Here is a 26586-nt window from a genome sequence, read left to right as displayed (position 1 = left end):
TTATACCTCCGCAGCTAAGCCGTATTCTTTTGCCTGTTCCAAATTTACTGTCACTAATTTTGAGGTTCCCGGTTCAGGCATGGTTACACCTAGAAGATCAGTCGCCATCATCATTGCAAGTTTGTTATGGGTAATATAAATAAATTGTACGTGTTCAGAAAGTTCTTTCACTAAATTACAAAAACGTCCTACGTTGGCATCATCCAGCGGTGCATCGACTTCATCCAGTACACAAAAAGGAGCCGGATTTAGGCGAAAAATTGCGAATACCAATGCCAATGCCGTTAAAGCCTTTTCTCCACCAGAGAGTAAAGCCAATGAGCTGTTACGTTTACCCGGTGGTCGGGCCATCAGTTTTACACCCGATTGCCAGCCATCTTCAAGGCTTAAACTCGCTTCGCCACCTTCAAACACTTTAGGAAACAGCTGTTGCAGTTCTGCATTGACCTGATCAAACGTGTGCATAAACAGTTTACGGGTTTCCTGATCAATACTCTTCATCGCGGCCTGTAGCTGTTCAACCGTATTTTCCAGATCCTGCATCTGGTGACTCAGTTCCTCATAACGTTTTGACACTTCTTCATATTCTTCAGAAGCCGCCAGATTGACTGCACCAAGTTTATCGAACTGAGCCTGAGCTTTTTCCAGTTTCGCCTGATGTGCTTTAAGGTCAATATTCAGTCCGGAAATTACTTCACTATTCAATTCTTTCAGCTGTTCAGAATAATGCTGCAAATCAGATTTGGCTGCCTGCCAGGCCAGACGTTTTTCTTCCAGTGTACTGCGGAGTTTTTCATCCTGCTGCTGGAAGCTGTGACGCTGTTCGGTCAGCTGCTGCTGTTTGCTCTGCACCTGATTTAATTCAATCTGCCAGTCGGCCCAGGTCTTTTGCAGCTTTTCAGTGATCTGCGCCTGTTCATTAAACTGGCTCTGTAAAGCAGGTAATTCCAGCTGTACCGGATCAACAAATTTCTTGGCCTGCTCGATTTGTGCTGTAATTTGCTGAGACTGCTGTTTTAGGAATAGCTGATCTTTTTGTAGCAATTCGATCTGTTGCTGGCTCTGTACACTTTGACGGCGTAACAACTCCAGCTCCTGTTGAGCCTGTTGACTCAGCTGCTGTGAATCATCCAGCTGAGCGCTCAATTCTTCCAGCTGGAATTGCAGGATTTTATAATTCGGTAGCGCCTGCTCCAACTTGATATTCAGGGCATGCAGGTCGATTTCCAGATCATCCTTCTGCATGGCATCTTCTTCAAGCTGCTCATCCAGTTGTTGCAACTGATGCTGTAATTGCTGTTTTTGTAGCGCGAAAGCCTGAGCACTGCTTTGCACTTTGGCAATATTGACATCAATTTCCTGTAACTGCTTTTGTCTGTGCTTTTGCTGCTCATGGATACTTTGAATCTGGTTCTGTAATTCCGCCACTCGCGTATTCAGCTCAGGCAGTTGCTCTTCAGCCTGAGTAAGTTGGGTATTCAGTGCTGATAACTGAAGCTCAATTTCCTCCAGACGAATCCGGTGGCTGAGTGCCCCTTGTCCTGCCTGACTGGCTTCATCATAGTCCAGGGCAATCACCCAATCCGCACCCACATGGTAGCCATCTAAACTCAGTAATGTCTGGCCTTGTGATAACTGAGATTGAAGTTTTAAGGCTTCGCTTAGATTCTCGGCCACCGCAACTTGCTGCCAGAGCGAATAGTGCGGAGATTCAATCCAGTCGGCCAGAGACAGCGTATTGGCAAGTTGAATTTTATCCTGCACAACATATTGCTTTAACTGACGCGCACGATCTTCAAGGAAGTTCTCGCCTTGTGCCAGAATTTGCGCAGTCAGCCATTTTGCTAAAAACTTTTCGATCAGGCTGGCATGTACTTTGCCTGCCTGATTAAGCTTAAGCACCTGCATCAGCTGTACTGCATCGGCTTTGGCATGAGGGTTGGCTTTGGTCAGCAACTGACTCAGATTTTTTTGTTCTGAATGAAGCACCTGAATTTCAGATTTGAGCTGCATCAGCTGTTGTTGACGACTTGCCTGTTCTGCCTGCATCTGCTCAAGTTGAGTTTTCAGTTCTTTGAGTTGAGTTTCAAAGCCAGCAATTTGCTGTTCAGCCTGTGCTTTATCTGTCTGATACTGCTCCAGCTCATCCTGCTGCGCTTGATGCTGAATCTGAACACTCTGCTGCTGTACGGTGTGTTTTTGCTGCTCAATCCGCTCGATATTCTTGGCCAGTTGTTCACTTTGCGCCAGCATCTGCATTTTACGCTGCTGTTGCTGTTCGACCTGGGTTTTGATCTGGGCGAATTGTGCTGCGACTGTTGTATGTTGTGATTTCAGATCGGCCAGATTTTGACTCTGTGCCTGATTCCGGCCATCTTGCTGCTGCAATTGTGCCTGCTGATCTTCAGCTTGCTGCTGCAAGGTATCGAGTTGCAGTTCAATCAATTGCAAACGCTCTTTGGTCTGGGCTTTTTGCTGTTCCAGCTTGACCAGACTGGTGGAATTTTGCTCGAGCAAAGACTGTTTTTGCTGCAAGGTCATTTCCAGTTCGGCCAGTTTTTTCTCGGCCTGTTGCCCTTCACTTTGCAAAGGTGTCGATTGCTGAATCAGACGCTGAAACAGTTCACTGGTACTTCCTAAATCATGTTCAATCGTAGTCAGCTCGGAACGTACCAGCTTAAAATTATCTCCGAGAGTATTCATCTCCACGGTATATTCTTCTTGCAAGCGCTGGCTTTGTTCACATTGGAAAGACAGGATTTCGATCTTGATGCTACGAATCTGTGCTTCCAGTTGCTTATATTGAATCGCGCTTTCAGCCTGACGTTTCAGGGTTTTTAACTGAGATTTAAGTTCAGAGGCAATATCTTCCAGACGCGACAGGTTTTGTGTGGTGTGATCCAGATGCAGCATGGTTTCACGGCGACGTGCCTGATAGCGCGATACACCCGCGGCTTCTTCAATATAAACCCGCATTTCATCTGGCTTGGCATCGACCAGACGGTTGATCATGCCCTGCTCGATAATCGCATAAGAACGTGGCCCAAGACCGGTACCCAGGAAAATATCGGTAATATCACGACGACGGCATTTGCTGCCATTCAGGAAATATTCGGACTTACCATCGCGGTTGACCTGACGGCGTACCGCCAACTCGTTATAGGCATTATAAGCACCGCCCAGCTTGCCATAGGTATTGTCAAAGCGCAGTTCCACACTGGCCATGCCCACCGGTTTACGCTTGGCAGTTCCGGTAAAGATGACGTCCTGCATGCTGCCACCACGCAACTGACGCGCACTGGACTCACCCATGACCCAGCGTATGGCATCAATGACGTTAGATTTACCACAACCATTCGGTCCCACGACCGCAGTACGATTATCTTTAAAATGTAAAGTGGTACTGTCGGCAAAAGATTTAAAGCCTGAAAGTTTTAAACTGCTTAAACGCATAATGTCCTGATTTAACGTCGTGAGCGTCTGGCCCACGCGAGTTCAATTTGTTTCATCCGTGTCAGAGATTCCAACACAAGGTTGCGCAAGTGTCGACAAAAATCTTCCATAAATAAAGTGGCCTGATGGCTTTTTCGTATCAAAATTGCTTCAGTGACCAGTTTAAATAAGTCGAAAGATTCCTGTAACTCGCGTCTGGAAATATTCAGGGTCAGAAAATAGCTCCGACGCAAAGAAGGCAGCAGTTCCTGATAGTAGCGCATCAGATAAGGATTCCCGACCATCTCATGCTGCTGGGCCATGCCCTGAAAGATCAGATCATAAAACTTTTCGGTGTGTCCTTGGCGGGTTTCTGCTTCTAATTGCTCTAATAATAGCTGAATGCGCTCAGCTTCATGCACACGCCAGGTTTCCGCCATGCGATGCACCATCTGCCCGAGCAATAACGAGGTCATATCAAATAAGGCACGCACCTGCAAGGCCGACATTTCCGAGACAATCGCCCCACGGCGCGGAAAGATGTCAATCAGCTGGGTGCGTTCCAGCAAAAGCAGGGCTTCACGAACCGAACCCCGACTGACATCAAGCTCCGAGGCAATCCTGAGCTCCTGTATACGTTCGCCTTCGACCAGTTCACCGCGAATAATCTGTTCGCTAATGTGCTTGGCAATCTGCTCAGACAAACTCTGCGCTTGTTCTAATGGCATACCGTTCCTGTCTTTATTTTTATGGATACTGGTTTAGCCCTTTATTTGGACTATGTTGCTATTAAACGGGTTTTTATCCATAAATACTTTGACATTGTCAGACAATCTTATGTCTATATAGCCAACTCAAGCCCATAAAAAAAGGAGAATAGTCATCTATTCTCCTAATACGGTACATCAGTCCAACCTAAAAGGTTTAAATCAGGCCATAAAACCTTGATAAATAAAATACAGGCCGACGGTGGTCAGTAGTGCAGCAAAACATTTTTTTAATACGGCCGGTGAAAGCAGATGTGCCACTTTTGCCCCTAGCTTGGCCGTGAAAAAACTCATCATGCTGATACCGATAAAGGCATAAATATGAATATAGCCAATAGTATTTGGCACGGTGACCTGCGCCTGTTTACCAAACCAGATAAAACCCAGCGCACCTGCGACGGCGATCGGCAATCCACAGGCCGCAGAGGTCGCCACTGCTTTTTGCATCACGATTCCGCAGCGATTTAGAAATGGGACTGTCAGACTTCCCCCGCCAATCCCAAAGATCGCCGATGCCACACCGATCCCACCACCTGCAGCAATTTGTACCGGGGTTGAAGGCAATTTTTGATTCGGATCGATCTGAATATGCGCTCCCCTGAACATTCTAAATGCCACCCAGACCGCAAAGAAGCCAATCAGTAATTGCAAACCCTGACCAGATAAATAATCGGCAATCCCCGCCCCCAAGAAAGAACCAATGATCAGACCTGGCGCCAGATTACGAAACACGGGCCATAGCACTGCCCCTCGTTGATGATGCGCCATCACCGAACTGATAGAAGTCACAATAATTGTTGCCAAGGAAGTACCCACCGCCATATGCATAATCACGCTGGGATCGTACTGAAGCTGGGTAAAAACAATGTACAGGATCGGCACAATAATCAAACCACCGCCGACCCCAAACAGGCCTGCGGTGAATCCGGCAATTGCACCAATCAATAAATATATGATTAACTCCATAACGATATTTACCACGTTTAGATTCAAATGGATGTAGAAACTCGTGAACTGCAACAACGATTAAGCGATGCAGGCCAACTCCCGGAAGTATTACTCATCAAACCGATTACTACATCGACCAATGATGATGTGCGCGAATTGGCAACGAAGGGGGTACAGCAGGTTCTGGTATGCAGTCATGTGCAGACCCAAGGCCGTGGACAGCGTCAACGTCAGTGGATTTCACCTGAAGGGAACATCTATTTAAGCACATTGCTGCATACACAAAAAACCATCGATGGTCGTCTGGCGCTAGAAATTGCGTTAAATATCCTGCAAATGCCCAGTCTAAAAGGCCTGGAATTACAGGTGAAATGGCCGAATGACCTGTATAGCCTGCACGGAAAATGGGGCGGCATTCTGGTCGAGCCGATTTCATCTACACAGGTGGTGGTCGGTGTAGGTTTAAATATCGATCCTCTGCCCACTGACCTTCCAGATCAGCAGGTTAGCTCCTTGAACGAGTTGGGATTATCACATACCTCAAGAGTCGAGCTGATTGCCCAGTTATATCTGGCGATTCAGCAAGCCGGGCAATGGTTTAATTATGGCAGTCAAAACCTGGCGGCGCGTTTCAATCGATCGGCTGCATTTATGCAACAAACGGTTGAATTTACTGACGTGCAAGGGCAATATTCCGGTACTTTTCTCGGGATTCAGGATGATGGTGCAGTCAAGATTTTGACCGATCAGGGAATCCAGACCTTTTATCAGGGACAGCTCCGCCTTCAACACGGTGGATGAACAGGCATACAGCAATGAAAAAATTATGGTTGGATATCGGCAATACCCGGCTTAAATACTGGATTACCGAGCATGATCAGATTATTGAACAGGCAGCAGAATTACATTTACAGTCCCCTGCTGATTTGTTACTTGGCCTGATTCAGCATTTCAAAGCGCTGGGCTTGCATCAGGTAGGTCTATCCTCAGTCCAGGATAAAATCAATAATGAGCGCATTCTCAGCATTTTAGAAAGCCTGCATATTCCAGTCATTTTTGCTCAGGTACAGGCAGAATATGCAGGTCTGATCTGTGGTTATGATGAACCTTCACAACTAGGGATTGACCGCTGGTTGCAGGTACTTGCGGTCGCGACGCAAGCGCATGAAAATTATTGTGTGATTAGTTGCGGTACGGCGCTGACTATTGATTTGGCGCAAGGGCAACAACATTTGGGCGGTTTTATTCTGCCAAATCTATACTTGCAACGTGATTCCCTAATTCAGAATACCAAAGGCATTAAAATCCCGGATGCCGCTTTTTCTGAACTCAATCCTGGACGCAACACCATCGATGCTGTTCATCATGGCATCCTACTGGGTCTGCTCAGCACGATTGAGAAAGTACTACATGATTTTCCAGCACAGTTGGTTTTAACCGGTGGAGATGCCCCGCTATTTGCGCAGCATCTCGCTCAGTATCAGCCCCGGATTGAACCGGATCTTTTGCTTAAAGGCCTGCAGCATTTTGCAGCTCATTTGCCAGACACTGTTTGATAATGTCCAGCAATTGCGGAAAATCGGCAAAGCCATCGGACTTGTTGAAATGCCCGGCTTTTTTGATCTCAAAAATTTGTGCATTCAAGCTATGTGCTAAACGCAAGGAAATCGGTGCAGGCACATAGGGATCATTACTGGAGATCAGCATCACCGCACGTTTATAGCTATACGGTAAGTTTTTCAGATCGAGTCGCACAGCCTGCAGTATTTTATTCAGTTCTGACCAGGCCACCAAAGGCGTATCAAAGGCTGAGACCAGAATTACCCCGCCGATCTTGCGTTGCTGCTGAATATAATGTTCCTGTAAAAAGTTTAAAACACTGACGCAACTCAGGCCATGTGCAACTAAAAAAGTATGTTCATCCATGTGCGGAATGTGCAGTTTCAGGTTCTGCTGCCATTCTTCTAAATTGGGCTGAAAGGGGTTGGCCAGCATAATCCGCTTGGACTCAAAACCGGCATTTTTAAGCTGGCGACTCAGCCACGGATACCAGTGATCATTGGAGGTCGCCTGATAATCCGGCACGATATAAACTTTCTTTATTATATTTTTCATAGTGATTTACTTATTATCATTGAACGCAAATTACGTCGACAAACAATAAGTTTTAACCAGTCTGGAGATGGAATTCAAGTGCCTTTTTGAACACCATCTCATGTTAAATTTTAAAATTTAGCGAATACAATAACATGCCTAAATTTAAGATTTAATCAGATACGGCTCGATTACTTTCCAGAGCTCCGGCAGATCAGTACAACCTTGAGAATCAATAAAATGCCCATGGTGCTTGGCATTCACCACAATCGCGTCCAGACTGTCCGCCTGTTCCAGACTAAATTCAGGCGCAACCCGATCATCGCCTTCAGAATAGATCACTACACGCTCTGCAATCTGCTGTTTGAGTAAATCGAAATCGATATCCGCGGCATCAATAAAAGCGTTTACTTCATCCAGGCGGCCCAGCCGGCCATTAAATCCTGCGATCAATACCAGTTGCTGAATTTTCTGCTGTTTTAATTCTCTGGATAAGTAATGTAATGCGGCTACAGTTCCCAAGCTATGTGCAATAAAAATACTGTCCTCATCAATTGCATCAATCTGTTCACGCATTTGCTGATCCCAGGTGTCCAGTGTCGGTGTAGTTGATGGATCCAGCCGGAGGACTTTTAAACTGACATTTTCCTGTTGGGCTTTTTCCTGAATCCACGGATACCAGTTTTCTTCCGGGCTTGCAGTATAACCATGTACGACAATCACTTGGGTCATTTGAAATTTCTCTTTATTTTGTGCTCATGCTCCTGAGTCTGCCTGATCGGATTTTTATTTTGGGTAAGTAAATGTTGTTTTGTTTAAACCAGTTTGACCATTTATTCCCAATAAAAAAGGCGCATATTGCGCCTTTTTTTTAAACACAACTTATTTCTTGTCGTTGCCGCCGAACAATGGACCCATACCACCGCCGCCGCCAAACTGTTTTTGCAAGCCGCCAAGTGACTTCATCATTTTTGCCATACCCGATGGATTGGCAAATTTTTTCATCATCTTGGCCATCTGCGCATGTTGCTTGATCAGCTTATTGACTTCCGCCACTTCCATACCACAACCTGCTGCGATACGTTTTTTACGGCTTGGGTTCATCAAGTCCGGGTTACGGCGCTCTTTGATGGTCATCGACTGGATAATCGCTTCCATTTTCTTGACCTGCTTTTCAGGATTGGCTTGCGCCAATGCATCTTGCAGACCGGCATTGCTCATGCCAGGAAGTTTGTCCAGAAAGCCCATCATGCCGCCCATCTTGTTCATCTGCTCAAACTGCATCAACATGTCTTCAAAGTTGAAGCTGCCGCCTTTTTGCAGTTTTTTCGCCATTTTTTCGGCTTTTTCTTTGTCGACCTTGCGTTCAAGCTCTTCGACTAAAGAAAGTACATCACCCATACCCAAAATACGCTGTGCGACACGCTCAGGATGGAATGGCTCCAAGGCATCGAGTTTCTCACCCATACCCAAGAATTTGATTGGCTTGCCGGTAATCGCGCGTACTGACAATGCCGCACCACCGCGCGCATCACCATCAGTTTTGGTAAGGATCACACCAGTTAAAGGCAAGGCATCGTTGAATGCTTTGGCGGTGTTTGCCGCATCCTGACCGGTCATGGCATCGACCACGAACAGGGTTTCAGTCGGGTTAATCGCTGCATGCAGCTCTTTGATTTCACCCATCATGTCATCATCGATATGCAAACGGCCTGCCGTATCGACAATCAGTACATCGGCAAACTGGATTTTTGCCTGTTCAATCGCGCGATTCACAATCGTAATCGGTTTTTCGTCTGCGCTGGATTCTAGGAAAATCGCACCGACTTCACCTGCGACAGTCTGTAGCTGTTTGATCGCAGCCGGACGATACACGTCGGCAGAGACCATCGCGACTTTTTTCTTTTGACGTTCTTGTAAGAAGCGTGCAAGTTTCGCTGCAGTTGTTGTTTTACCTGCACCCTGCAAGCCTGCCAGCAGGACAACCACAGGTGGTTTTGCAGCGAGGTCGAGGCTTTCATTGGCCTCGCCCATCATTTTGGTCAATTCGTCATGAACGATTTTGACAAAAGCCTGCCCAGGAGATAACTGAGTCATCACTTCCTGGCCCAATGCTTCTTCCTTAACTTTCGCGATGAATTCACGAGTTACAGGTAACGCAACATCGGCCTCAAGAAGCGCCATACGCACTTCACGTAACGTATCTTTAATATTGTCTTCGGTTAGCTGCCCTGAGCCAGTAACATTTCTTAAACTCTGCGTGAGTCGTTCTGTTAAGGTATCAAACATTGCAAAATCCGCTTAAAATAGCCATGAGCAAAAAATTGTTTCTTAAAATAGAAAATTTATGCATAGAATGCTATAGGATACTGTAGTTCGCAGCGAATTTATATAAATGAATATTCATCACCCTTAAAAAGGTTTGACATGGTTAGCCTCCCCTTGGTTTATACGATCTTAGCATTAGTCGCTTATACCGCTTCCTTCTGGTATCTGTTCATTCATTTAATGTCTAAACGTACTCCTAATCAATGGTTTGTTTCGCTAACTGCACTGCTTGGCCTGAGCCTGCATGCACTGGTCTTATATGGTGATATGCATACCCCGCTAGGCATCAATTATGATGTCTTTTCCCTGTTTTCTTTTACCTCGGGTTTGATGCTGCTGCTCAGTATTATTTACAGTACTTATCGTCCGATTATTGCCCTGAACCTGATCGGGATTCCGGTGGCGGCTACCGGATTAATCCTTGGCTTTGTGTTTACTCAGCCTGCAAAAATCATCGCACAAAACTCTTTGGGTCTGGATATTCATATTATCCTGTCTTTGTCTGCTTATGCGGTATTGCTCATGGCGACCATTCAGGCCGTGATTTTGCGGCTTCAGGATCGTGAGCTGAAAAAGAAGCAGAAACGCCGGGTCTGGGTCAGTTTGCTACCCTCTTATCAGGACATGGAATCCCTGCTGTTTGATATGCTGATGACCGGTTTTGTTTTACTTACTCTCGCATTGGGCTTTGGCTTTTTTACCATCGACAATTTCTTTGCTCAGCATCTGGCACATAAAACGGCGTTCAGTATTATTTCCTGGCTGGTTTACGGTTCCCTATTAATCGGACACTGGAAGTTTGGCTGGCGTGGCCAGAAAGCTGTGCGCTTTACCCTGCTCGGTTTTGGCTTGCTGGCACTGGGTTTTATTGGTTCTAAATTTGTGCTGGAAATGATTCTAGGGCGATAATTCTGAGCCTTGAAATATTCAATTCATTGTTTAATAAACAGGCTTTAGCTTGAATATTCTTTAAACGGTGATACGCCCCGCACGCACCGACAATGGCCAGCGAATCACTCTATGCAATTCTGGATCTTCCCATTCTGGTAATAAGGCATCTGCCAGTACATTCAATGGATTATGTCCGAGTGCTGTAGTGGCAGCTTTCACGGCTGACCAAGTACTCATATAACCAATTAACTGATAAAAGTTCCATTCAACCTGTAATACAGGTGGCTGAATCACAATTTCCTGAAATGGAAATGGTAGATTTTTATATCCTTCATCTATATGGAGACGTTCAGGCGGCCAGTACGGTGCAAGCGTCACCTCATAAAAATGCTTAAAGTAATGATTCAAATGAGGCTCATCCACACTAAACACGCCATAGCTAATTAAAGCCAGAATGGCATTGGGTTTAGCAATCCGGCGAACTTCTGCGTAAAATTTTTCCAGATCGAGCCAATGCGCTGCTTGAGCCACCGAAATCAGATCAACACTCTGGTCAGCACACGGGATCTCTTCAGCGAGCGCCTGACCATACTGAATTTTTGGATGCGGTTTGGCCTGGGCAAGCTGTTCACTACTCGCATCAATAGCAAGCACCTGATCAAAGTAATTCGCCAAAACTTCTGAAAGCTGTCCAGAACCACAGCCGACATCTACAGCCAATTTAGTACTTGGTGACAGCTCTGCCAATAGCTTTCCCAATGCATCCGGATAATGCGGACGAAACAAGGCATAGTCCTGTGACTGCTGGGAGAAATGATCTTTAAATTCCCTGTTTTCCATATATATGCTTTCCAGACCAGTTTTATTTTAGTCTAAATAGCCAGTCAGGGAATGCAGTTGGAATTTGGTTTCAGTCACTTCCGGTTTTTAAAATGCAGAATTCATCCAATGAATAGAATCATGTTCTTAACTTAGTCATTCAAGCTATTCTGCTTGATCTGATACTCTGCCTTGAAGGCTTTATAGCTCAGCCGGTCTGCGGAGACTTCTGTTAAAGGACTGACCTCCTGCATCGAGGACAAGCAGCGCTCTGTCAGCTGAATATATTCCCGTGTCCCTTTGCTTTTCCAGGCAATTTCTTTGGCGTCCAAGGGACGGATAACCCGCGCTGGACTACCGAGCACCAGTGAATTTTCCGGAATTTGAGCTTTAGCTTTAACCGTGCTATTGGCACCGATAATGGTATTTTCACCAATCTCGGCTTCATCCAGAATCACGCTGTTCATGCCGACCAATACATTTTTGCGAATGATACAACCATGTAAAATCGCGCCATGTCCGATATGGCCACATTCTTCGACCAGCGTGACACTGCCGGGAAAGCCATGAATGGTGCATGAGTCCTGAACATTGGCATTTTTCTGGATGTGAATCCCGCCAAAGTCGGCTCTTAAAGTTGCGAAAGGCCCGATATATACGCCCTCTTCAATCACCACATCCCCGATCAGAACGGCTTGTGGATGTACATAAGCACGAGGGCTGACCACAGGAATCACACCATCAATGGCATAACACGGCATTATTTTATTCCTTTAAAAATGCAGAATTAGATTAGCTGACGGCTTCCAGTCGCAAACCGCCAAAGCGTTTATAGAATTGTGGATGTACCGGCGGCATCGAACCTTCCGAAGTTCGGGCGATCTCCATAAAGAATTCATCCCCTGCCGCAACCACGGTTTGATATAAATTACTGCTCAGATTACGGGCATTCAGGGAAAGCCAGTTGGATGGCAATAATTCAAAAGGCAGATTTGGATCTTTTAATAAAATCCGGCGGAATTGATGAATCAGCAAAATACGCAACTGAAAGGCCTGAACCGGATCCAGCTCATCTTCCTGTTCCACCAGATGAAAGAATTCCCGGAAATCCGCAATAAATTTTTCATAGCGCTGATGCAGTTCCTGCACCGGCCAGTTGGTGGCAACCATGCGTTTCACGGTTGGATAGGATTCCTGCCAGAGCTGCAAGGTTTCGGCCTTAAACACCACGACTTGGTCGGTCATTTTCAGGTTCAGCAGCAGGTTTTGCAGTTTCTGGTGATCACAGCCCGGATAGGCCATGACATTAGTGGCGATATTGGCAAAGCCCAGCCATTCCAGTTCTTTTTTCAGAACCAGTTTATTTTCCAGTTCCACTGAACTGAGCAGCACCAGATCCCACTTCTGATCCCATTCGGTATGCTGAAAACTGTAAATTTTTTGATCCGCCATAATAAAACGCTGGCGGCTGCTTTCGGTTACGCGATAATAACTGGTGCGACCAATTTTCTCAGACATCAGCCAGCCATTTTGGACCAGACGAAATACGGCAGTCCGTACCGATCGTTCATTAAATCCGAAGACATCCATGAGCTGAATTAGACTGGCCAGACTGATAATGCCACCCCGGTGAAAAATACAGTCACCAAAGATGGTCATGATTAATGAGGTTCCGCTGAGTGCTTCAGTTTGAATAAAGTCATCAATTATTTGTTTTAATTTCGGATTCATTGCGTTTAACTTTACCTTATAGAAACTGGATGATAGACCATTTGGCTATCATCCAATAGTACTTCATGCAGACTTGCGGATATCAAACACGCGCTGTGCCTTGCCTTCAGAGCGTGGCAGACTCCCTTCAGGTAACACTTCGACACTTACGGTGATTCCGACCATGGTTTTAATCTGGCTTTTCAGCTGAGTTGCCAACTGGTGCGCCATAATGTCACTGCTATCTTTACGCATTTCGGTACGGATATGCAATGTATCCAGATGTCCCTGTTTGCAAATCTGGATCTGATAGTTCGGAATCAGTTGCTGGATCTGTAAAATCTGCTCTTCAATCTGTGATGGGAAGACATTGACCCCACGAATAATCATCATGTCATCACTACGGCCGACAATCTTGTCCATACGGCGCATGGTGCGTGCCGTGCCTGGCAATAAACGGGTCAGGTCACGGGTACGGTAACGGATTACCGGCATGCCTTCTTTAGTAATGGTGGTAAAGACCAGTTCACCCAGTTCGCCATCTGGCAGCACTTCGCCAGTTTCCGGATGGATAATTTCAGGATAGAAATGATCTTCCCAGATGGTTGGGCCATCTTTAGATTCCAGACATTCCATCGCCACGCCCGGTCCCATGACTTCTGACAGACCATAAATATCTAGGGCATCAATGCCCAGACGCTCTTCAATTTCCTTGCGCATTTCATTGGTCCATGGCTCTGCACCAAAGACGCCGGTTTTAATCGAACAGTTTTTGGCTGTGCCAAATTTCTTCTCAAGCGCTTCAATAATGTTCAGGCAGTAAGATGGCGTAACCATCAGTGCTGTCGGTTTAAAGTCATGAATCAGTTGCGCCTGTTTATCGGTTTGTCCGCCAGACATTGGAATCACGGTTGCACCCAAACGCTCAACGCCATAATGCGCGCCTAGACCGCCCGTAAACAGACCATAACCATAAGACACCTGAATGATATCTTTGCTGCTCAAGCCGGCTGCACGCAGGGAACGCGCCACCACGTCTGACCAGACATTAATATCATTTTGGGTATAACCCACTACGGTCGGCTGACCGGTGGTGCCAGAAGATGCGTGCACACGTACAATCTGTTCCTGTGGAACAGCGAACATACCAAACGGATAGTTATCGCGTAAATCCTGTTTGGTGGTAAACGGGAATTTCGCCAGGTCTTCCAGTGAGTTAAAATCGTCTGGATGCACGCCAGCATCATCGAATTTCTTTTTATAAACCGGACTGTTCTGATAAGCATGTTGCAACGTCTTTTTCATACGCTGTAGCTGAACACTGCGTAACTCATCAACCGATACTTTTTCAATTTTTTCCATTGCATTGTTATTCATATTCTTACTCCTGACGCAGTCTTCCTGACCACGGTTTAATTCATTGATTGAATGATGTGTTTAATCCATATTTTCTAAAACCAGTGCCACACCTTGACCCACACCGACACACATGGTGCAGAGTGCATATTTGCCTTTACGGCGTTTTAGTTCTTTCATGGCCGTGATCACCAGACGGGTGCCACTCATACCCAGCGGATGACCCAAGGCGATGGCACCGCCATTCGGGTTAATTCTGGAATCATCGTCTTGCAAGCCGAGTTCACGAATCACGGCCAGTGACTGCGCAGCAAAAGCTTCATTCAGCTCAATCACGTCCATCTGTTTCAGACTGAGTCCAGTCTGTTTCAGCACTTTATGTACTGCTGGCACCGGCCCAATGCCCATATATTTGGCTTCCACACCGGCACTAGCCATTCCAATCACTTTAGCTTTCGGGCGCAAACCATACTGCTCAGCAAACTGCTGATTGCAGAGTAATACGCAAGCCGCCCCGTCATTAACACCCGAAGCATTACCAGCGGTGACTGAACCGCCTTCTTTACGAAATGGGGTTTTCAAGGCTGCCAGATTATCCAGCGTCGTTTCTGCACGCGGGTGCTCGTCTTGGGAAATGGTCAGAGTGGTTTTCTTCGGACCTTTAACCTCGACTGGCAGAATTTCTTCGGCAAAAATACCTTTTTGTTGCGCTACTGCGGTTTTCTGCTGGCTGTGATAGGCAAACAGGTCTTGGTCTGCACGGCTAATCTGATACTTTTCAGCGACGTTTTCGGCAGTTTCCGGCATGCTATCGACGCCAAACTGTGCTTTAAATTTTGGGTTGATAAAACGCCAGCCAATGGTGGTGTCATAAATTTCAGGGGTACGGCTAAAGGCAGTTGTAGGTTTGGATTGCACAAAAGGCGCTCGGCTCATGGATTCTACGCCACCCGCCAAAATAAATTGAGCCTCACCCGATTTGATGGCACGGGCTGCCAGTCCAATGGCATCCAGACCTGAGGCACATAAACGGTTTACGGTCAGTGCTGAAACAGATTCAGGCAACCCTGCGAGTAAAGCAGCCATACGCGCCACGTTGCGGTTATCTTCACCGGCCTGATTGGCACAGCCTAGGATCACTTCATCCAGTTCTGCCCATGGCAAGGCCGGATGCTGATCTTTCAGATATTGAACCGGTAGCGCTGCCAGATCATCAGCACGAATGCTGCTCAGTCCACCGGCATAGCGTCCGATCGGGGTGCGAATTCCATCAAAAATATAAACCTGTTCCATGATTCTTCCTTTTAGCCAGCAACACGTAATGGTTGCTGCTGAGTTTTCTGTGCATATCCCTGCACCGCTTTCTTTGCTAAATATATACTAGTTCTATAGTGGTCTTCACCATAAATACGATACATATTTTCTAAAATTTGCAAAATTGTGTAATATCCAATTTTATCTGCCCATTCGAATGGACCACAAGGATAATTCACGCCATATTTCATAGCAGAATCAATATCTTGTTCTGATGCGATATCATGCAGTGCTGCTTCACAGGCTTCATTCACCAACATGGCAATACTACGTATAACATAAAGACCGGGATGATCCTTAGACCAAATAGGTATCATATCCATACCTATGAGGAATAGCTCCACTGCCTGGCGTTGTTCAGCACTACATGCTGGTGATGCAACGACTGGAATCGATTGGGCATTTTCCCAATCTGCATGCCAATCCATCAACACCACAGGCTCATGCGGATAAGCCAGTTCAACCGACTCGCCGAGCGATAATCGCAGGGAAAGATCACCAATCAGGATTTCATTCTGTTCTGCCGCCTGAAAACTCAGCTCCACATGAGAGGCCTGTTTTAAACGTTCAATCAGTGCTGCTGAATGCAGCCATTCACCTTTTATCGTGACTTTGAGCTTATTCAGCGACTTGGCATAACACACTGGCAATTCATATACAGGTGCAGGCTGGGACTGCGTATAATCATAAAAACCCTGACCGGACTTGCGGCCATAACAGCCGGCATCGACCAGCTCTTTTTGAATCAAGGATGGGCGGTAGCGTGGCTCATAGAAAAATTCCTGATAGACACTTTGTGTGACCGAGAAATTCACATCCTGACCAATCAGGTCGGTGAGTTCACACGGTCCCATGGCAAAACGGCCACATTCGCGCATGATGTAATCGAGCTGTTCGGGTGTGGTAGCATTTTCCTGCAAGGCACGAAAGGCTTCGGCATAATACGGTCGTGCGACACGATTGACGATAAAACCGGGGGTCGATTTGGCTCGTACCGGAACCTTGTTCCAGTGCTTCATTAGATCAAATACAGCATCGGCAATGACTGCTGAAGTTTTCAGTCCGCGGATAATCTCGACCAGTTTCATCACTGGGGCCGGATTAAAAAAATGCAGGCCAATCACTCGCTCGGGATGTGGAATCGCCGAGGCAATTGCGGTAATGGAAATTGAAGAAGTATTAGACGCAAAAATCGTCTGTTCCGGGCAAATGGCAGCCAGCTGTTGAAACAGGTTTTGCTTCACTTCTTTCTTTTCAACAATGGCTTCAATAATTAAGCCCGCATCGGCAAGCTGCTGAATGTCCTCTGCCACAATCAGATTGGCGAAGGTACTCTCCAGCAATTGCTGGGTCATTTTGCCATTTTGTACGCGCTTGCTCAGCTGCGCCTCTAAAGCAGTCAAGGCACTCTGAACTTTGCTGCGATCGAGATCAAACACATAGGTCGGATGCCCGTGCATGGCTGCCAGTTGTGCAATGCCAATCCCCATGGTTCCAGCACCGACCACAGCAACTTTGACTTGTTCCAAATTGATCTGTTGCATGATTTAGCATCCTTTATATTCAGGGGTACGCTTCTGCATAAAGGCTTGTACACCTTCCTTATAATCGCTTGAACGTCCAGCCAGACGTTGCAGGTCACGTTCCAGAATGAGCTGCTCATCCAAATTGTTTTCTGCTGCGGCATGAATGGCTTTTTTGATCAGGGACAGACCATAGGTCGGTTGCTGAGCCAGATGCTCCGCCAATTTTTTCGCTTCTGCTTGCAGTTGCTCATCTTCAACCACCTGCCAGATCATGCCCAGTTGTACTGCACGCTCAGCCGGAATTTTATCGCCGAGCATCGCTAGGCCCATCGCCTGAGCACGGCCGACCAGACGCGGTAGGAACCAGGTACCGCCTGAATCTGGCACCAAACCAAGACGGCAAAAGGCCTGAATAAAGGAAGCCGATTTTGCTGCCACCACAATGTCACACGCCAGGGCAATATTGGCACCTGCCCCTGCTGCTACTCCATTCACGGCACAAATCACCGGTTTAGGCATTTCGGTAATCAGCTTGATCAAAGGGTTGTAATATTTTTCAATCGATAGGCCTAAGTCCGGTGCATCGGCATTCGGATCGACCACACGGTCATTCAGATCCTGACCGGCACAGAAACCGCGGCCTTCGGCTGAAATCACCACGGCACGAATCTGGCTGTCTTTGGCCCAGTCCTTGATGACCTTGGAGACTTCCTGATGCATGGTTTCATTAAAGCTGTTGAGCTGTTTTGGACGGTTAAAGGTCAGGTAGCCCACTGCATTTTTTTCTTCGACAATAATTGTTTGATAATCCATTACACACCTCTAAATTCTGGTTTTCTTTTTTCTAAAAATGCATTGATGCCTTCCTGGCGATCTTGGGTCGCCGCCAGCCAGACAAAATGTTGACGCTCGAGCTTCAATCCCTGACTTAAAGTCACTTCATGGATCGACTTTAAAGATTGCTTGATGGCACGAATGGCCAGCGGTGCTTGCTTGGCAATTTTTTTCTGCCAGTTCCAGTGCGTATTGCACGGTCAGTCCTGCTGGACAAACCTGGCTGCTAATGCCATGTTGTAATGCGGTCTGAGCCGAAATCATTTCACCGGTCATGGCCCAACGCATTGTCAATTGCTGACCGACCAGACGGGCCAGACGCTGTGTTCCACCGGCACCCGGCAGCATCCCTAAACCGATTTCAGGCAAGGCAAACTGGGCATTTTCTCCGGTCAGCACCATGTCGCCATGCAAAGCCAGCTCGAAACCTGCGCCAAAGGCATAACCATTCACAGCCATGATTAAAGGCTTGGAAAATTCATCAATTTTTTTCCAAAGCAGTGGGCGCTGATCCTGCTGGATGCTGACCACATCTAACTGCGCCAGCTCATTTAAATCAGCACCGGCAGTAAAGCATTGCGTATTTCCAGTGATGACCACGGCTTTCACAGCAGCATCTGTTTCCAAGTCCTGTAAACAGGCTGCAATCTCTTGCAAGGTGGCATTGTTTAAGGCATTGCGCTTTTCTGGGCGATTCAGCTCGATCAGTACCACACCTGGCTTGGGTGAGCTGGTTTTAATGTAGGTCATCCTTGAACTCCTGCTATGCTCGGTACTGTAAATTCAGCTGTTATTCATCAAAACTGAGTCGGACATTGGCCGTGGTTGGACGTGCCTGACAACTCAACACATAGCCTTTCTGGATTTCATCTTCTTCCAGACTGTAATTCACCGCCATTTCAACCTGTCCCTCTAACACCTTACATTTACAGGTGGCACAAACACCGCCCTTACAGGCATATGGCAGGTCTGCCCCGGCACGTAGCGCAGCATCTAAAATACTGTCATCCTGTTTGGAGACTTCAACAATCAGCTCGCGACCATCGAGGATGATATTGACGCGTTCTTCGCTGCGGCTTTCCATCTGCTGGGCGGTTGCTTTCGGTGCAGTACCCGTATTGAAGCGTTCCGTATGAATCTTGCTGCGTTGAATGCCCCAAGTCGGTAATACCGTTTCGACTGCTGTCATCATTTCTTCAGGGCCGCAAGCGAAACAGTGATCTGCTTCGGCAGAAATCAGATTGGCCTGAAATAACTGCTGCAATTTGTCTGCATCAATCCGACCATTAAAGATGTCACTGTCATTCAGTTCACGTGAAAAAATATTTACCAGTTGCAGACGTTCCTTAAAACGGTCTTTCAAGTCCATGATCTGTTCAGAGAACATGGTCTGTTTCCAGGAGCGGTTGCCATATACCAGAGTGAATGTTGCTTCCGCTTGACGGTTCAACACCGACTTTACAATCGATAAAATTGGCGTAATGCCACTGCCTGCTGCAAATCCTAGATAATTCTGGCCACCAGCCTTGGCGGCTTTCTGAAAGAACACCCCTTGCGGTGGCATGACTTCTAGTACATCGCCCGCTTTGAGATGCGCATTGGCCCAGGTTGAAAACTGACCCTGATCAATTTTTTTAATCGCAATGCTCATGTCTTCCTGAGTATCACTGCAGATCGAGTAGCAGCGGCGCAGCTCGCCGTCATCGGTTAAATGACGAATGGTGAGGTGCTGACCCGGCTGATATTGAAAAGTATCCAACTGCTCAGGCGCGAGATCAAAGGCAATGCAGATCGCTTGCTGGGTTTGTGGCTGAATCGATTTAATGGTTAATGGTATAAATTGGCTCATGGCAAAATCCTTCTTTTAGGTGGCGGTGTTCAGGTTTGTTATTGGTTTACCCTGCCCACCGCGCAATCGTTACAATCAAATACATTTGAAATAGTCAAAAGTTTCTAAGCAGTCCCGACATTGATATAAAGCTTTACAGGCTGTCGAACCGAATTCACTTAATAATTTGCTGTTGTTACTTAAGCACTGTGGACAGGTGATGCCATCGGTCAATGCCACATGCGTACCACAGCTATGTGACTGGCCTTGCGGCGGGGCAATACCATATTGCTGTAATTTGTGTTTGCCCGATTCACTCATCCAGTCCGTAGTCCAGGCTTGAGACAGATCCACAATGACTTTGACCGGCGTCAAACCGTTCGCCTCGAAAGCCTGGGTAATTTCTGCTTTTAATAAATCCGTGGCCGGACAGCCGCTATAGGTCGGCGTGAGTCGCACCACAATTTCATCCTGCTGATTCAGCTCGACGCCACGAATCATGCCCAGATCAATCACTGACAATACTGGAATCTCTGGATCAGAAACCTGCTGTAAAACGTCCCAACATTGATCTTCTACGTGTCGAATCAGATTCATGCGACTCACTCCCTGTGATTGTGCCGAATTACCAGTTCATGTTTGGATAAGAGCGCTGCATGTATTGCAGTTCAGCCAAAACAAAACCGAGATGTTCTGTATGTAAACCCTGTTTAGCCCCACTGCGATAAGCGCCTAGCTCTGGCAGGCTTAATTCAAATCGCGCTAACTCGGCTGTAATGGTCTCCAACCACTGTGCTTTTAAATTTTCAATATCTGGAATAACACCGCTATCGACCAACTGTCTTTCATCAGCCGTCAGGACAAAAAGTTCCTCGGTAAAACGCCATAACTGGTTTAGACCTTGCTGGATTTTTTCATGTGCTTCTGCGGTACCTAAACTTAAGCGTTCCATCCAGGTGGTAGAAAAACGCTGGTGATATTTCACTTCTTTGAGTGATTTCACTGCAAAAGCAGCTAGTTGAGCATGCTGACTGTGACTTAAGGCGCTAAACAATAAAGCGTGGTAATGATCCATCAACCACTGGCGCACCAGAGTCTGGGCAAAATCACTATTCGGCTGTTCGCACAGCAGCAAATTACGGTATTCACGCTCGGTACGGAAATAAGCCAGCTTGTCTTCATTACGGCCCTGTCCTTCCACTTCACCTGCCAGACTGAGGGCAGTACGTGCCTGACCCAATAAATCCAGTCCGATATTGGCTAAGGCAATATCCAGCTCCAGTTCAGGTGCATGACCACACCACTCTGCCAAACGATGAGACAGGATCAGTTGACTGTCACCCACATGTAAAAGAAATTCTGCCAATACTTGATTTGTCATAGTCTTCACCTTTTCCTTTACATGTGCTCGATGCCAGCTGGAATGTTATAAAAGGTTGGATGGCGATAAACCTTGTCCAAAGCGGGTTCAAAAAATTCTGCTTTTTCATCTGGCTGTGAAGAGGTAATCAATTCAGATTTCACCACCCAGATACTGATCCCTTCATTGCGGCGGGTATATACATCGCGGGCATTTTGTAGTGCGACTTCCTCATCTGGTGCACGCAGGCTGCCGACATGACGGTGACTCAGACCCTGTTTACTACGCACAAATACTTCATAAAGTGACCAGTTATTTTTGTTATTCATGAGCAAATTTCCTTATATTGATCAAACTATTTTTTAAGCAACTTTTTGTGCTGCTGACTGTTGCTGCTGTTTCTGCGCATAGACTGCTGCTGAATCACGTACCCACTTGCCGCCTTCCCAAGCTTTGCGGCGTGCTTCAATACGCTCATGGTTACACGGTCCCTTGCCTGCAAGAATCGCAAAGAACTCATCCCAATTGATTTCACCAAATTCGTAATGTCCGGTGGCTTCATTGAATTTGAGGTCTGGATCTGGAACGGTTAAACCCAGCTGTAAGACTTGCGACACGGTGTTATCGACAAATTTCTGACGTAGCTCATCATTGCTGAATAATTTAATTTTCCACTGCATACTTTGTGCACTGTTCGGGGAATTATCATCACTTGGACCAAACATCATCAGTGCCGGCCACCAGAAACGGTTCACCGCATCCTGTGCCATCTGCTTTTGTTCCGGCGTACCATTAGCCAATTCCATCATGGCCTCAAAGCCCTGACGCTGATGGAAACTTTCTTCCTTGCAGACGCGCACCATGGCACGTGCATAAGGACCATAAGAGGTACGGCAAAGCGCAACCTGATTGACAATGGCTGCACCATCCACCAGCCAGCCAATCGCGGCAACATCGGCCCAGCTCAGGGTTGGATAGTTAAAAATTGAAGAATATTTCATGCGACCGGCAATCAGCTTATCCATCATGTCGTCACGATCGGCACCCAAGGTTTCTGCAGCACTGTACAGATACAAGGCATGGCCGGCTTCATCCTGGACTTTTGCCATCAGTACGGCTTTACGTTTTAAAGTTGGTGCACGGGTAATCCAGTTACCTTCCGGCAACATGCCCACAACTTCAGAGTGTGCGTGCTGACCGATCTGACGAATCAAGGTCTTACGATAAGCATCCGGCATCCAGTCCTTCGGCTCGATGGAAATATCCTTTTCAATCTTTTGATCAAAGATTTGTTGTTGATTATTCATTGTTCCCTCACTTATCCCAAGTGTTGATACATTCAAATTAAAACGATACGCAATTAAAATCAATATCTATTTATTGGTATCATTTAATTTTTATCCCTTATTTTTACTAAATATTTGTTTTATATAATTTAATATTTTTTATTTTATTGTTACGCATTTTTAAACACAGATTTATGATTGACATTTTCACTTTTTCAACACAAATTATGAAACATCAAAATTAAAATACATCTCAAAACGTATCATAAATGGAGTTTTTACCATGTTAGAGTTAGACAGCAGCTCAAGCACAATGGATTATCAAGATACTGAATCAACCCATAATCCTCTTGCCATCAAAAGCTTATCTTCACTGGTATACGGCCAGGAATACAAAGCGCAAGCCGATTTACGTACGGTTTATCATGCCATTAGCGGTGAAGCGGTTTATCAGGTCGGCAGTCAGGGCATCGATACCCAAGCCGTGGTGAAGTATGCCAAACAAAAAGGCGCGACTATCGCCACATGGACGTTTCATCAACGTGCCAATGCACTGAAGCAAGTGGCACAGTATTTGATGGAACGCAAAGAAGACTTTTATGAGCTTGCCAAAGCAACCGGCTGTACCCGTAAAGATGCCTGGATTGATATTGAAGGCGGGATTGGCACCTTATATGCCTATTCGAGTTTGGTGCGTCGTGAACTGAGTGATGAAACAGCATGGGTCGAAGATGCCTGGATTCCTCTTTCTAAGCAAGGTAGCTTTGGCGCGAAACATATTCTGACGCCTAAAGCCGGTGTCGCCGTGCATATCAATGCCTTTAACTTTCCGATCTGGGGCATGCTGGAAAAAATCGCACCGACACTGCTGGCAGGCGTACCCTGTATTGTCAAACCGGCGACCGAAGGTGCCGAGCTGACTCATGCCGTAGTTAAAGCCATTCATGAAAGCGGTTTCTTGCCAGAAGGTTCACTGCAGCTCATTTGCGGACAGGTCTATGATTTATTTGATCATTTAAATCCTCAAGATACGGTCACTTTTACCGGTTCTGCTTCAACAGGGCAAAAACTGCGTTCGCATCCACACTTAAATGCCTACTCGATTCCATTTACCATGGAAGCAGACTCGGTCAACAGTGCGATTTTGACGGCGCAAGCTAATGATGAAACGATTGATTTATTTGTCCGTGAAGTTTTCCGTGAAATGACCACCAAAACCGGACAGAAATGTACCGCTATTCGTCGTGCCTTTGTGCCAGCCAAGCTATTGGATACAGTACAAAGTCGCCTGATTGCAAAACTGAAAAAAGTGGTCGTCGGTGACCCCGCTCAGGAAGGCGTCAGCATGGGGGCTTTGGCCAGCGTCAAACAGAAACATGATGTCGCGGCAAAAGTTGAACAGCTGAGCCAGGATGCAGAGATTGTATTCGGTAGCCACTTGCGCCAAGACTTTAAGCTGCAAGTACAAAATACTGAGAAGTCTGCATGTTACCCACCGACAGTACTGGTCTGCAAAGCACCAGTTCAGGCAGAAAACATTCATAAGATTGAAGCCTTTGGGCCTGTAGTGACTTTAATGCCATATACTGACTTGGCTCAGCTGGCTGACCTGGTGGCACGTGGCGAAGGTAGCCTGGTGGCATCCATCGTACGCAATACCGATGAAAATATTGAACAACTGCTCAGCAAAATTGCGCCATGGCATGGTCGTGTCCATATTCTGGATGCTGAAAGTGCCAAAGAAAGTACCGGACATGGCTCTCCATTACCTTTACTGGTTCATGGTGGACCGGGACGTGCCGGTGGCGGTGAAGAACTCGGCGGCTTGCGTGCAGTCAAACATTATATGCAACGTACTGCGATTCAAGGCTCGCCAAATGCCATGACTCAGGTCGGCCATAGCTGGACGGCTGGAGCTCAAGTCTTTGAAGACCGCGTGCATCCTTTTAAAAAATCATTTGATGAATTGCGTATAGGCGAGCGTTTACTGACTGCACGACGTAGCGTGACCGAAGCGGATCTGGTGAATTTCGGCTGCCTGAGCGGTGATCACTTCTATGCGCATATGGACAAGATTGCTGCAGCAGAATCCCTGTTTGGTGAACGTGTGGCACATGGCTATTTCGTGGTGTCTGCCGCAGCCGGTTTATTCGTTGATGCCGCCCAGGGCCCAGTCATTGCCAACTATGGCATGGACAACTTGCGCTTTGTAGAACCGGTGAAAATTGGCGATACCATTCAGGTAGAACTGACCTGTAAGCAGAAAACTCCAAAAGCACTGCGCGATCCGGCACAGAAGCCACATGGTGTCGTGGTCTGGGATATTAAAGTAAAAAACCAACGCAATGAACTGGTTGCAACCTACGATATTTTAACGCTGGTTGAGCGTGGCTAAAAATTCACACCAAAAAAAGGAATTATTATGATTCCTTTTTTTTGTCTTTTAAAATTATTTGTATCTATTTTTAAAAACAGATTGACGTCTATCCATTTAGCCTCTAGATTATTTAAATGCGATACAATATAAAAACAACAAACAAATTAAAAGTATCAAATAAATATCTCAAACGATCAGCACAGGATGTTGCATGATGAATGATAAATCGCTGAACCTAGAAATGGTTGAAAGGACGATTCAACCAACAAATCAAAATTTTGAGCCTACACCGACAGAAACGGCCGTGCCGCTGTCTGAACAGATTGAACCACCACCGGAAAGCAGCACCTATCAATGGTATGTGGTGGTCATTTGTATGGTGGCTTACATTCTGTCATTTGTAGACCGTCAAATTTTATCGCTCATGATTGAACCGATTAAAGCCGATTTAATGCTAAGCGATACCCAGTTTAGTCTATTGCAAGGTCTGGCCTTCTCCTTGTTTTATGCCATTATGGGTCTGCCCATTGCCGCGCTGGCGGATCAAAAGTCCCGAATTAAAATCATTGCAACCGGGATTGCGTTTTGGAGTCTTGCCACAGCGGCTTGTGGTCTCAGTAAAAACTTTATTCAAATGTTTATTGCACGTTTGAGTGTGGGTGCCGGTGAAGCTGCGCTTTCCCCTGCCTTTTATTCAATCGTTGCCGACTTATTTCCGAAAGATAAATTAGGCCGTGCACTCGGGGTATATGCGATTGGTGCCTTTATTGGTTCGGGTTTAGCTTTCCTGATTGGCGGCTATGTGATTGGCTTGCTAAAAGATGTCAGCTTCGTGGCTTTACCGCTTATTGGTGAAGTGAAAACCTGGCAACTCACCTTTATGATTGTGGGTCTACCGGGCGTATTGCTGGCACTGCTCATGGTACTGACGGTGCGTGAACCTGCACGTAAGGGCATGAAAGTCGGTCAGGATGGTCAGGTCATTAAAGCCTCTTTTAAAAACTCGATCGGTTTTATCAAGACACATAAAAAGACCTTCTTCTGTCATTTTATTGGTTTTTCTTTTTATACCATGATGTTGTATTCGCTGCTGGGCTGGGCACCTGCCTATTACATGCGTAATTTCGGTCTGGATGCGAGTCAAACCGGTTATATCCTCGGTACGATTATTTTGATCGCGAATACTTCAGGTGCCTTGTTCTGTGGCTGGTTGATCGACTTCTTCTCGAAACGTGGCTATAGCGATGCTGCAATTCGTACTGGTGCGATTGGCTGTGCGGCGCTGATTATTCCGAGTGTGCTGTTTACTCAGGTCGATAATATGCAGCTTTCATTTGCGCTGATTTTTGTGGCGATGTTCTTCTCCACTTTCCCGATTCCTGCATCGGCTGCTGCTACGCAAATGCTGACACCAAACCAGCTACGCGCACAGGTATCTGCCAAGTTCCTGCTGGTTTCAAACCTGATTGCCTTAGGCGTCGGAACCACCGCTGTGGCATTAATCACGGATAAATATTTCCAGAATACCTTAATGGTTGGTAACTCAATCTCGATCGTCAATGCGATTGCCGGATTGATTGGTTGCTTCCTGTTGTACAAGGGCTGTCAGTATTATCGTGAGAGTATGAAAGTCGAAAAACTGGCGGACTAAAATGGCTGGATATTGCTAAACCTTCTTAATTTTCACTTTTAAAGGCCTTTAATCCACATTAAAGG

The 26586-nt window shown here is 46.4% G+C and carries 23 protein-coding genes and 1 pseudogene; 5 read left to right on the top strand and 19 right to left on the bottom strand.

Going from position 1 to position 26586, the window contains the following annotated elements:
• The 3 genes from smc to G4D73_RS12840 all read right to left on the bottom strand — a co-directional run bounded on the left by smc (window position 1) and on the right by G4D73_RS12840 (window position 5165).
• Entirely contained in the window at window positions 1-3453 is a 3453-nt protein-coding gene (gene smc / locus G4D73_RS12850; protein WP_213687757.1) for a chromosome segregation protein SMC, read from the bottom strand.
• A gap of 11 nt (window positions 3454-3464) precedes the next feature.
• The gene (locus G4D73_RS12845; RefSeq protein WP_213686919.1) at window positions 3465-4160 is read right to left on the bottom strand and encodes a GntR family transcriptional regulator; all 696 of its coding nucleotides are present in this window, start codon (window positions 4158-4160) and stop codon (window positions 3465-3467) included.
• A 201-nt stretch (window positions 4161-4361) separates the two neighbouring features.
• On the bottom strand, window positions 4362-5165 hold the full coding sequence (locus tag G4D73_RS12840) for a sulfite exporter TauE/SafE family protein (protein WP_005247146.1): 804 nt from the start codon (window positions 5163-5165) through the stop codon (window positions 4362-4364).
• Between the two features lie 27 nt (window positions 5166-5192).
• On the opposite strand from G4D73_RS12840, the gene G4D73_RS12835 reads away from it, so the two are divergent.
• Window positions 5193-5948 (top strand): biotin--[acetyl-CoA-carboxylase] ligase, encoded by a 756-nt coding sequence (locus tag G4D73_RS12835; RefSeq protein ID WP_213686918.1) that lies wholly within the window; start codon window positions 5193-5195, stop codon window positions 5946-5948.
• A gap of 14 nt (window positions 5949-5962) precedes the next feature.
• Window positions 5963-6703, top strand: coding sequence for a type III pantothenate kinase (locus G4D73_RS12830; RefSeq protein ID WP_004730667.1), 741 nt, complete (start codon window positions 5963-5965; stop codon window positions 6701-6703).
• Here the strand turns inward: G4D73_RS12830 and G4D73_RS12825 are convergent.
• The 3 genes from G4D73_RS12825 to ffh form a co-directional block, all read right to left on the bottom strand.
• Window positions 6657-7262, bottom strand: coding sequence for an RBBP9/YdeN family alpha/beta hydrolase (locus G4D73_RS12825; protein ID WP_213686917.1), 606 nt, complete (start codon window positions 7260-7262; stop codon window positions 6657-6659). The two genes, G4D73_RS12830 and G4D73_RS12825, sit on opposite strands and share 47 nt — an antisense overlap.
• 144 nt (window positions 7263-7406) lie before the next feature.
• Complete coding sequence (locus G4D73_RS12820) at window positions 7407-7973, bottom strand: RBBP9/YdeN family alpha/beta hydrolase (protein ID WP_213686916.1); 567 nt, start codon at window positions 7971-7973, stop codon at window positions 7407-7409.
• Between the two features lie 150 nt (window positions 7974-8123).
• Entirely contained in the window at window positions 8124-9530 is a 1407-nt protein-coding gene (gene ffh, locus G4D73_RS12815; protein WP_004279196.1) for a signal recognition particle protein, read from the bottom strand.
• A gap of 138 nt (window positions 9531-9668) precedes the next feature.
• Between ffh and G4D73_RS12810 the strand changes: the two genes are divergently transcribed.
• A complete protein-coding gene (locus G4D73_RS12810; RefSeq protein WP_213686915.1) occupies window positions 9669-10478 on the top strand; it encodes a cytochrome C assembly family protein in 810 nt (269 codons plus the stop codon).
• A gap of 60 nt (window positions 10479-10538) precedes the next feature.
• Here G4D73_RS12810 and G4D73_RS12805 read toward each other — a convergent pair whose 3' ends face one another.
• The 13 genes and pseudogenes from G4D73_RS12805 to paaA all read right to left on the bottom strand — a co-directional run bounded on the left by G4D73_RS12805 (window position 10539) and on the right by paaA (window position 22514).
• Window positions 10539-11300, bottom strand: a complete 762-nt coding sequence (locus G4D73_RS12805; RefSeq protein WP_213686914.1) for a class I SAM-dependent methyltransferase — start codon at window positions 11298-11300, stop codon at window positions 10539-10541.
• A 131-nt stretch (window positions 11301-11431) separates the two neighbouring features.
• Window positions 11432-12040 (bottom strand): DapH/DapD/GlmU-related protein, encoded by a 609-nt coding sequence (locus tag G4D73_RS12800; protein ID WP_213686913.1) that lies wholly within the window; start codon window positions 12038-12040, stop codon window positions 11432-11434.
• Between the two features lie 31 nt (window positions 12041-12071).
• Window positions 12072-13010: a phenylacetic acid degradation operon negative regulatory protein PaaX gene (gene paaX / locus G4D73_RS12795; RefSeq protein ID WP_004279192.1), complete on the bottom strand. Its 939-nt coding sequence runs from the start codon at window positions 13008-13010 to the stop codon at window positions 12072-12074.
• Window positions 13011-13073: 63 nt separating this feature from the next.
• Window positions 13074-14366 (bottom strand): phenylacetate--CoA ligase PaaK, encoded by a 1293-nt coding sequence (gene paaK, locus G4D73_RS12790; RefSeq protein WP_004279191.1) that lies wholly within the window; start codon window positions 14364-14366, stop codon window positions 13074-13076.
• A 60-nt stretch (window positions 14367-14426) separates the two neighbouring features.
• Window positions 14427-15638, bottom strand: a complete 1212-nt coding sequence (gene pcaF / locus G4D73_RS12785) for a 3-oxoadipyl-CoA thiolase (protein ID WP_213686912.1) — start codon at window positions 15636-15638, stop codon at window positions 14427-14429.
• 11 nt (window positions 15639-15649) lie between these two features.
• Window positions 15650-17203 (bottom strand): 3-hydroxyacyl-CoA dehydrogenase, encoded by a 1554-nt coding sequence (locus G4D73_RS12780; RefSeq protein ID WP_213686911.1) that lies wholly within the window; start codon window positions 17201-17203, stop codon window positions 15650-15652.
• A 3-nt stretch (window positions 17204-17206) separates the two neighbouring features.
• Complete coding sequence (gene paaG, locus G4D73_RS12775) at window positions 17207-17998, bottom strand: 2-(1,2-epoxy-1,2-dihydrophenyl)acetyl-CoA isomerase PaaG (RefSeq protein ID WP_213686910.1); 792 nt, start codon at window positions 17996-17998, stop codon at window positions 17207-17209.
• Window positions 17998-18769: pseudogene (locus tag G4D73_RS12770) on the bottom strand (enoyl-CoA hydratase-related protein). The gene paaG and the pseudogene G4D73_RS12770 overlap by 1 nt, the downstream one beginning before the upstream one ends.
• A 40-nt stretch (window positions 18770-18809) precedes the next feature.
• Window positions 18810-19868 (bottom strand): 1,2-phenylacetyl-CoA epoxidase subunit PaaE, encoded by a 1059-nt coding sequence (gene paaE / locus G4D73_RS12765; protein ID WP_213686909.1) that lies wholly within the window; start codon window positions 19866-19868, stop codon window positions 18810-18812.
• A 75-nt stretch (window positions 19869-19943) separates the two neighbouring features.
• The gene (gene paaD / locus G4D73_RS12760) at window positions 19944-20444 is read right to left on the bottom strand and encodes a 1,2-phenylacetyl-CoA epoxidase subunit PaaD (RefSeq protein WP_005247163.1); all 501 of its coding nucleotides are present in this window, start codon (window positions 20442-20444) and stop codon (window positions 19944-19946) included.
• Window positions 20445-20472: 28 nt separating this feature from the next.
• Entirely contained in the window at window positions 20473-21228 is a 756-nt protein-coding gene (gene paaC / locus G4D73_RS12755) for a 1,2-phenylacetyl-CoA epoxidase subunit PaaC (RefSeq protein WP_213686908.1), read from the bottom strand.
• A gap of 17 nt (window positions 21229-21245) precedes the next feature.
• Entirely contained in the window at window positions 21246-21536 is a 291-nt protein-coding gene (paaB, locus tag G4D73_RS12750; RefSeq protein WP_004279183.1) for a 1,2-phenylacetyl-CoA epoxidase subunit PaaB, read from the bottom strand.
• A gap of 33 nt (window positions 21537-21569) precedes the next feature.
• A complete protein-coding gene (gene paaA, locus G4D73_RS12745) occupies window positions 21570-22514 on the bottom strand; it encodes a 1,2-phenylacetyl-CoA epoxidase subunit PaaA (RefSeq protein ID WP_004646055.1) in 945 nt (314 codons plus the stop codon).
• 262 nt (window positions 22515-22776) lie between these two features.
• Here paaA and paaZ point away from each other — a divergent pair, with 262 nt between their 5' ends.
• Both paaZ and G4D73_RS12735 read left to right on the top strand, forming a co-directional pair.
• Window positions 22777-24888 carry a phenylacetic acid degradation bifunctional protein PaaZ gene (gene paaZ / locus G4D73_RS12740; protein WP_213686907.1) on the top strand — a complete coding sequence of 704 codons (2112 nt, stop codon included), beginning with the start codon at window positions 22777-22779 and terminating at the stop codon, window positions 24886-24888.
• 193 nt (window positions 24889-25081) lie between these two features.
• Window positions 25082-26521, top strand: a complete 1440-nt coding sequence (locus tag G4D73_RS12735) for a spinster family MFS transporter (RefSeq protein WP_213686906.1) — start codon at window positions 25082-25084, stop codon at window positions 26519-26521.
• The last annotated feature ends 65 nt before the right edge of the window (window positions 26522-26586 follow it).

The sequence above is a fragment of the Acinetobacter sp. WY4 genome, assembly GCF_018438165.1.
Taxonomy (GTDB): Bacteria; Pseudomonadota; Gammaproteobacteria; order Pseudomonadales; family Moraxellaceae; genus Acinetobacter.
This window is presented reverse-complemented; position numbering and strand designations above follow the sequence as displayed.

Excerpts from the sequence above, each read along its gene's own strand:
- G4D73_RS12810 (WP_213686915.1), top strand. The coding sequence starts at position 9,669 with ATGGTTAGCCTCCCCTTGGTTTATACGATCTTAGCATTAGTCGCTTAT.
- G4D73_RS12780 (WP_213686911.1), bottom strand. The coding sequence starts at position 17,203 with ATGCAACAGATCAATTTGGAACAAGTCAAAGTTGCTGTGGTCGGTGCT.
- G4D73_RS12845 (WP_213686919.1), bottom strand. The coding sequence starts at position 4,160 with ATGCCATTAGAACAAGCGCAGAGTTTGTCTGAGCAGATTGCCAAGCAC.
- G4D73_RS12830 (WP_004730667.1), top strand. The coding sequence starts at position 5,963 with ATGAAAAAATTATGGTTGGATATCGGCAATACCCGGCTTAAATACTGG.
- paaC (WP_213686908.1), bottom strand. The coding sequence starts at position 21,228 with ATGACAAATCAAGTATTGGCAGAATTTCTTTTACATGTGGGTGACAGT.
- paaG (WP_213686910.1), bottom strand. The coding sequence starts at position 17,998 with ATGGATTATCAAACAATTATTGTCGAAGAAAAAAATGCAGTGGGCTAC.
- G4D73_RS12820 (WP_213686916.1), bottom strand. The coding sequence starts at position 7,973 with ATGACCCAAGTGATTGTCGTACATGGTTATACTGCAAGCCCGGAAGAA.
- smc (WP_213687757.1), bottom strand. The coding sequence starts at position 3,453 with ATGCGTTTAAGCAGTTTAAAACTTTCAGGCTTTAAATCTTTTGCCGAC.
- G4D73_RS12835 (WP_213686918.1), top strand. The coding sequence starts at position 5,193 with ATGGATGTAGAAACTCGTGAACTGCAACAACGATTAAGCGATGCAGGC.
- paaK (WP_004279191.1), bottom strand. The coding sequence starts at position 14,366 with ATGAATAACAATGCAATGGAAAAAATTGAAAAAGTATCGGTTGATGAG.
- G4D73_RS12805 (WP_213686914.1), bottom strand. The coding sequence starts at position 11,300 with ATGGAAAACAGGGAATTTAAAGATCATTTCTCCCAGCAGTCACAGGAC.
- pcaF (WP_213686912.1), bottom strand. The coding sequence starts at position 15,638 with ATGGAACAGGTTTATATTTTTGATGGAATTCGCACCCCGATCGGACGC.
- paaX (WP_004279192.1), bottom strand. The coding sequence starts at position 13,010 with ATGAATCCGAAATTAAAACAAATAATTGATGACTTTATTCAAACTGAA.
- G4D73_RS12800 (WP_213686913.1), bottom strand. The coding sequence starts at position 12,040 with ATGCCGTGTTATGCCATTGATGGTGTGATTCCTGTGGTCAGCCCTCGT.
- paaZ (WP_213686907.1), top strand. The coding sequence starts at position 22,777 with ATGTTAGAGTTAGACAGCAGCTCAAGCACAATGGATTATCAAGATACT.
- paaE (WP_213686909.1), bottom strand. The coding sequence starts at position 19,868 with ATGAGCCAATTTATACCATTAACCATTAAATCGATTCAGCCACAAACC.
- G4D73_RS12735 (WP_213686906.1), top strand. The coding sequence starts at position 25,082 with ATGATGAATGATAAATCGCTGAACCTAGAAATGGTTGAAAGGACGATT.
- G4D73_RS12825 (WP_213686917.1), bottom strand. The coding sequence starts at position 7,262 with ATGAAAAATATAATAAAGAAAGTTTATATCGTGCCGGATTATCAGGCG.
- G4D73_RS12840 (WP_005247146.1), bottom strand. The coding sequence starts at position 5,165 with ATGGAGTTAATCATATATTTATTGATTGGTGCAATTGCCGGATTCACC.
- ffh (WP_004279196.1), bottom strand. The coding sequence starts at position 9,530 with ATGTTTGATACCTTAACAGAACGACTCACGCAGAGTTTAAGAAATGTT.
- paaB (WP_004279183.1), bottom strand. The coding sequence starts at position 21,536 with ATGAATAACAAAAATAACTGGTCACTTTATGAAGTATTTGTGCGTAGT.
- paaA (WP_004646055.1), bottom strand. The coding sequence starts at position 22,514 with ATGAATAATCAACAACAAATCTTTGATCAAAAGATTGAAAAGGATATT.
- paaD (WP_005247163.1), bottom strand. The coding sequence starts at position 20,444 with ATGAATCTGATTCGACACGTAGAAGATCAATGTTGGGACGTTTTACAG.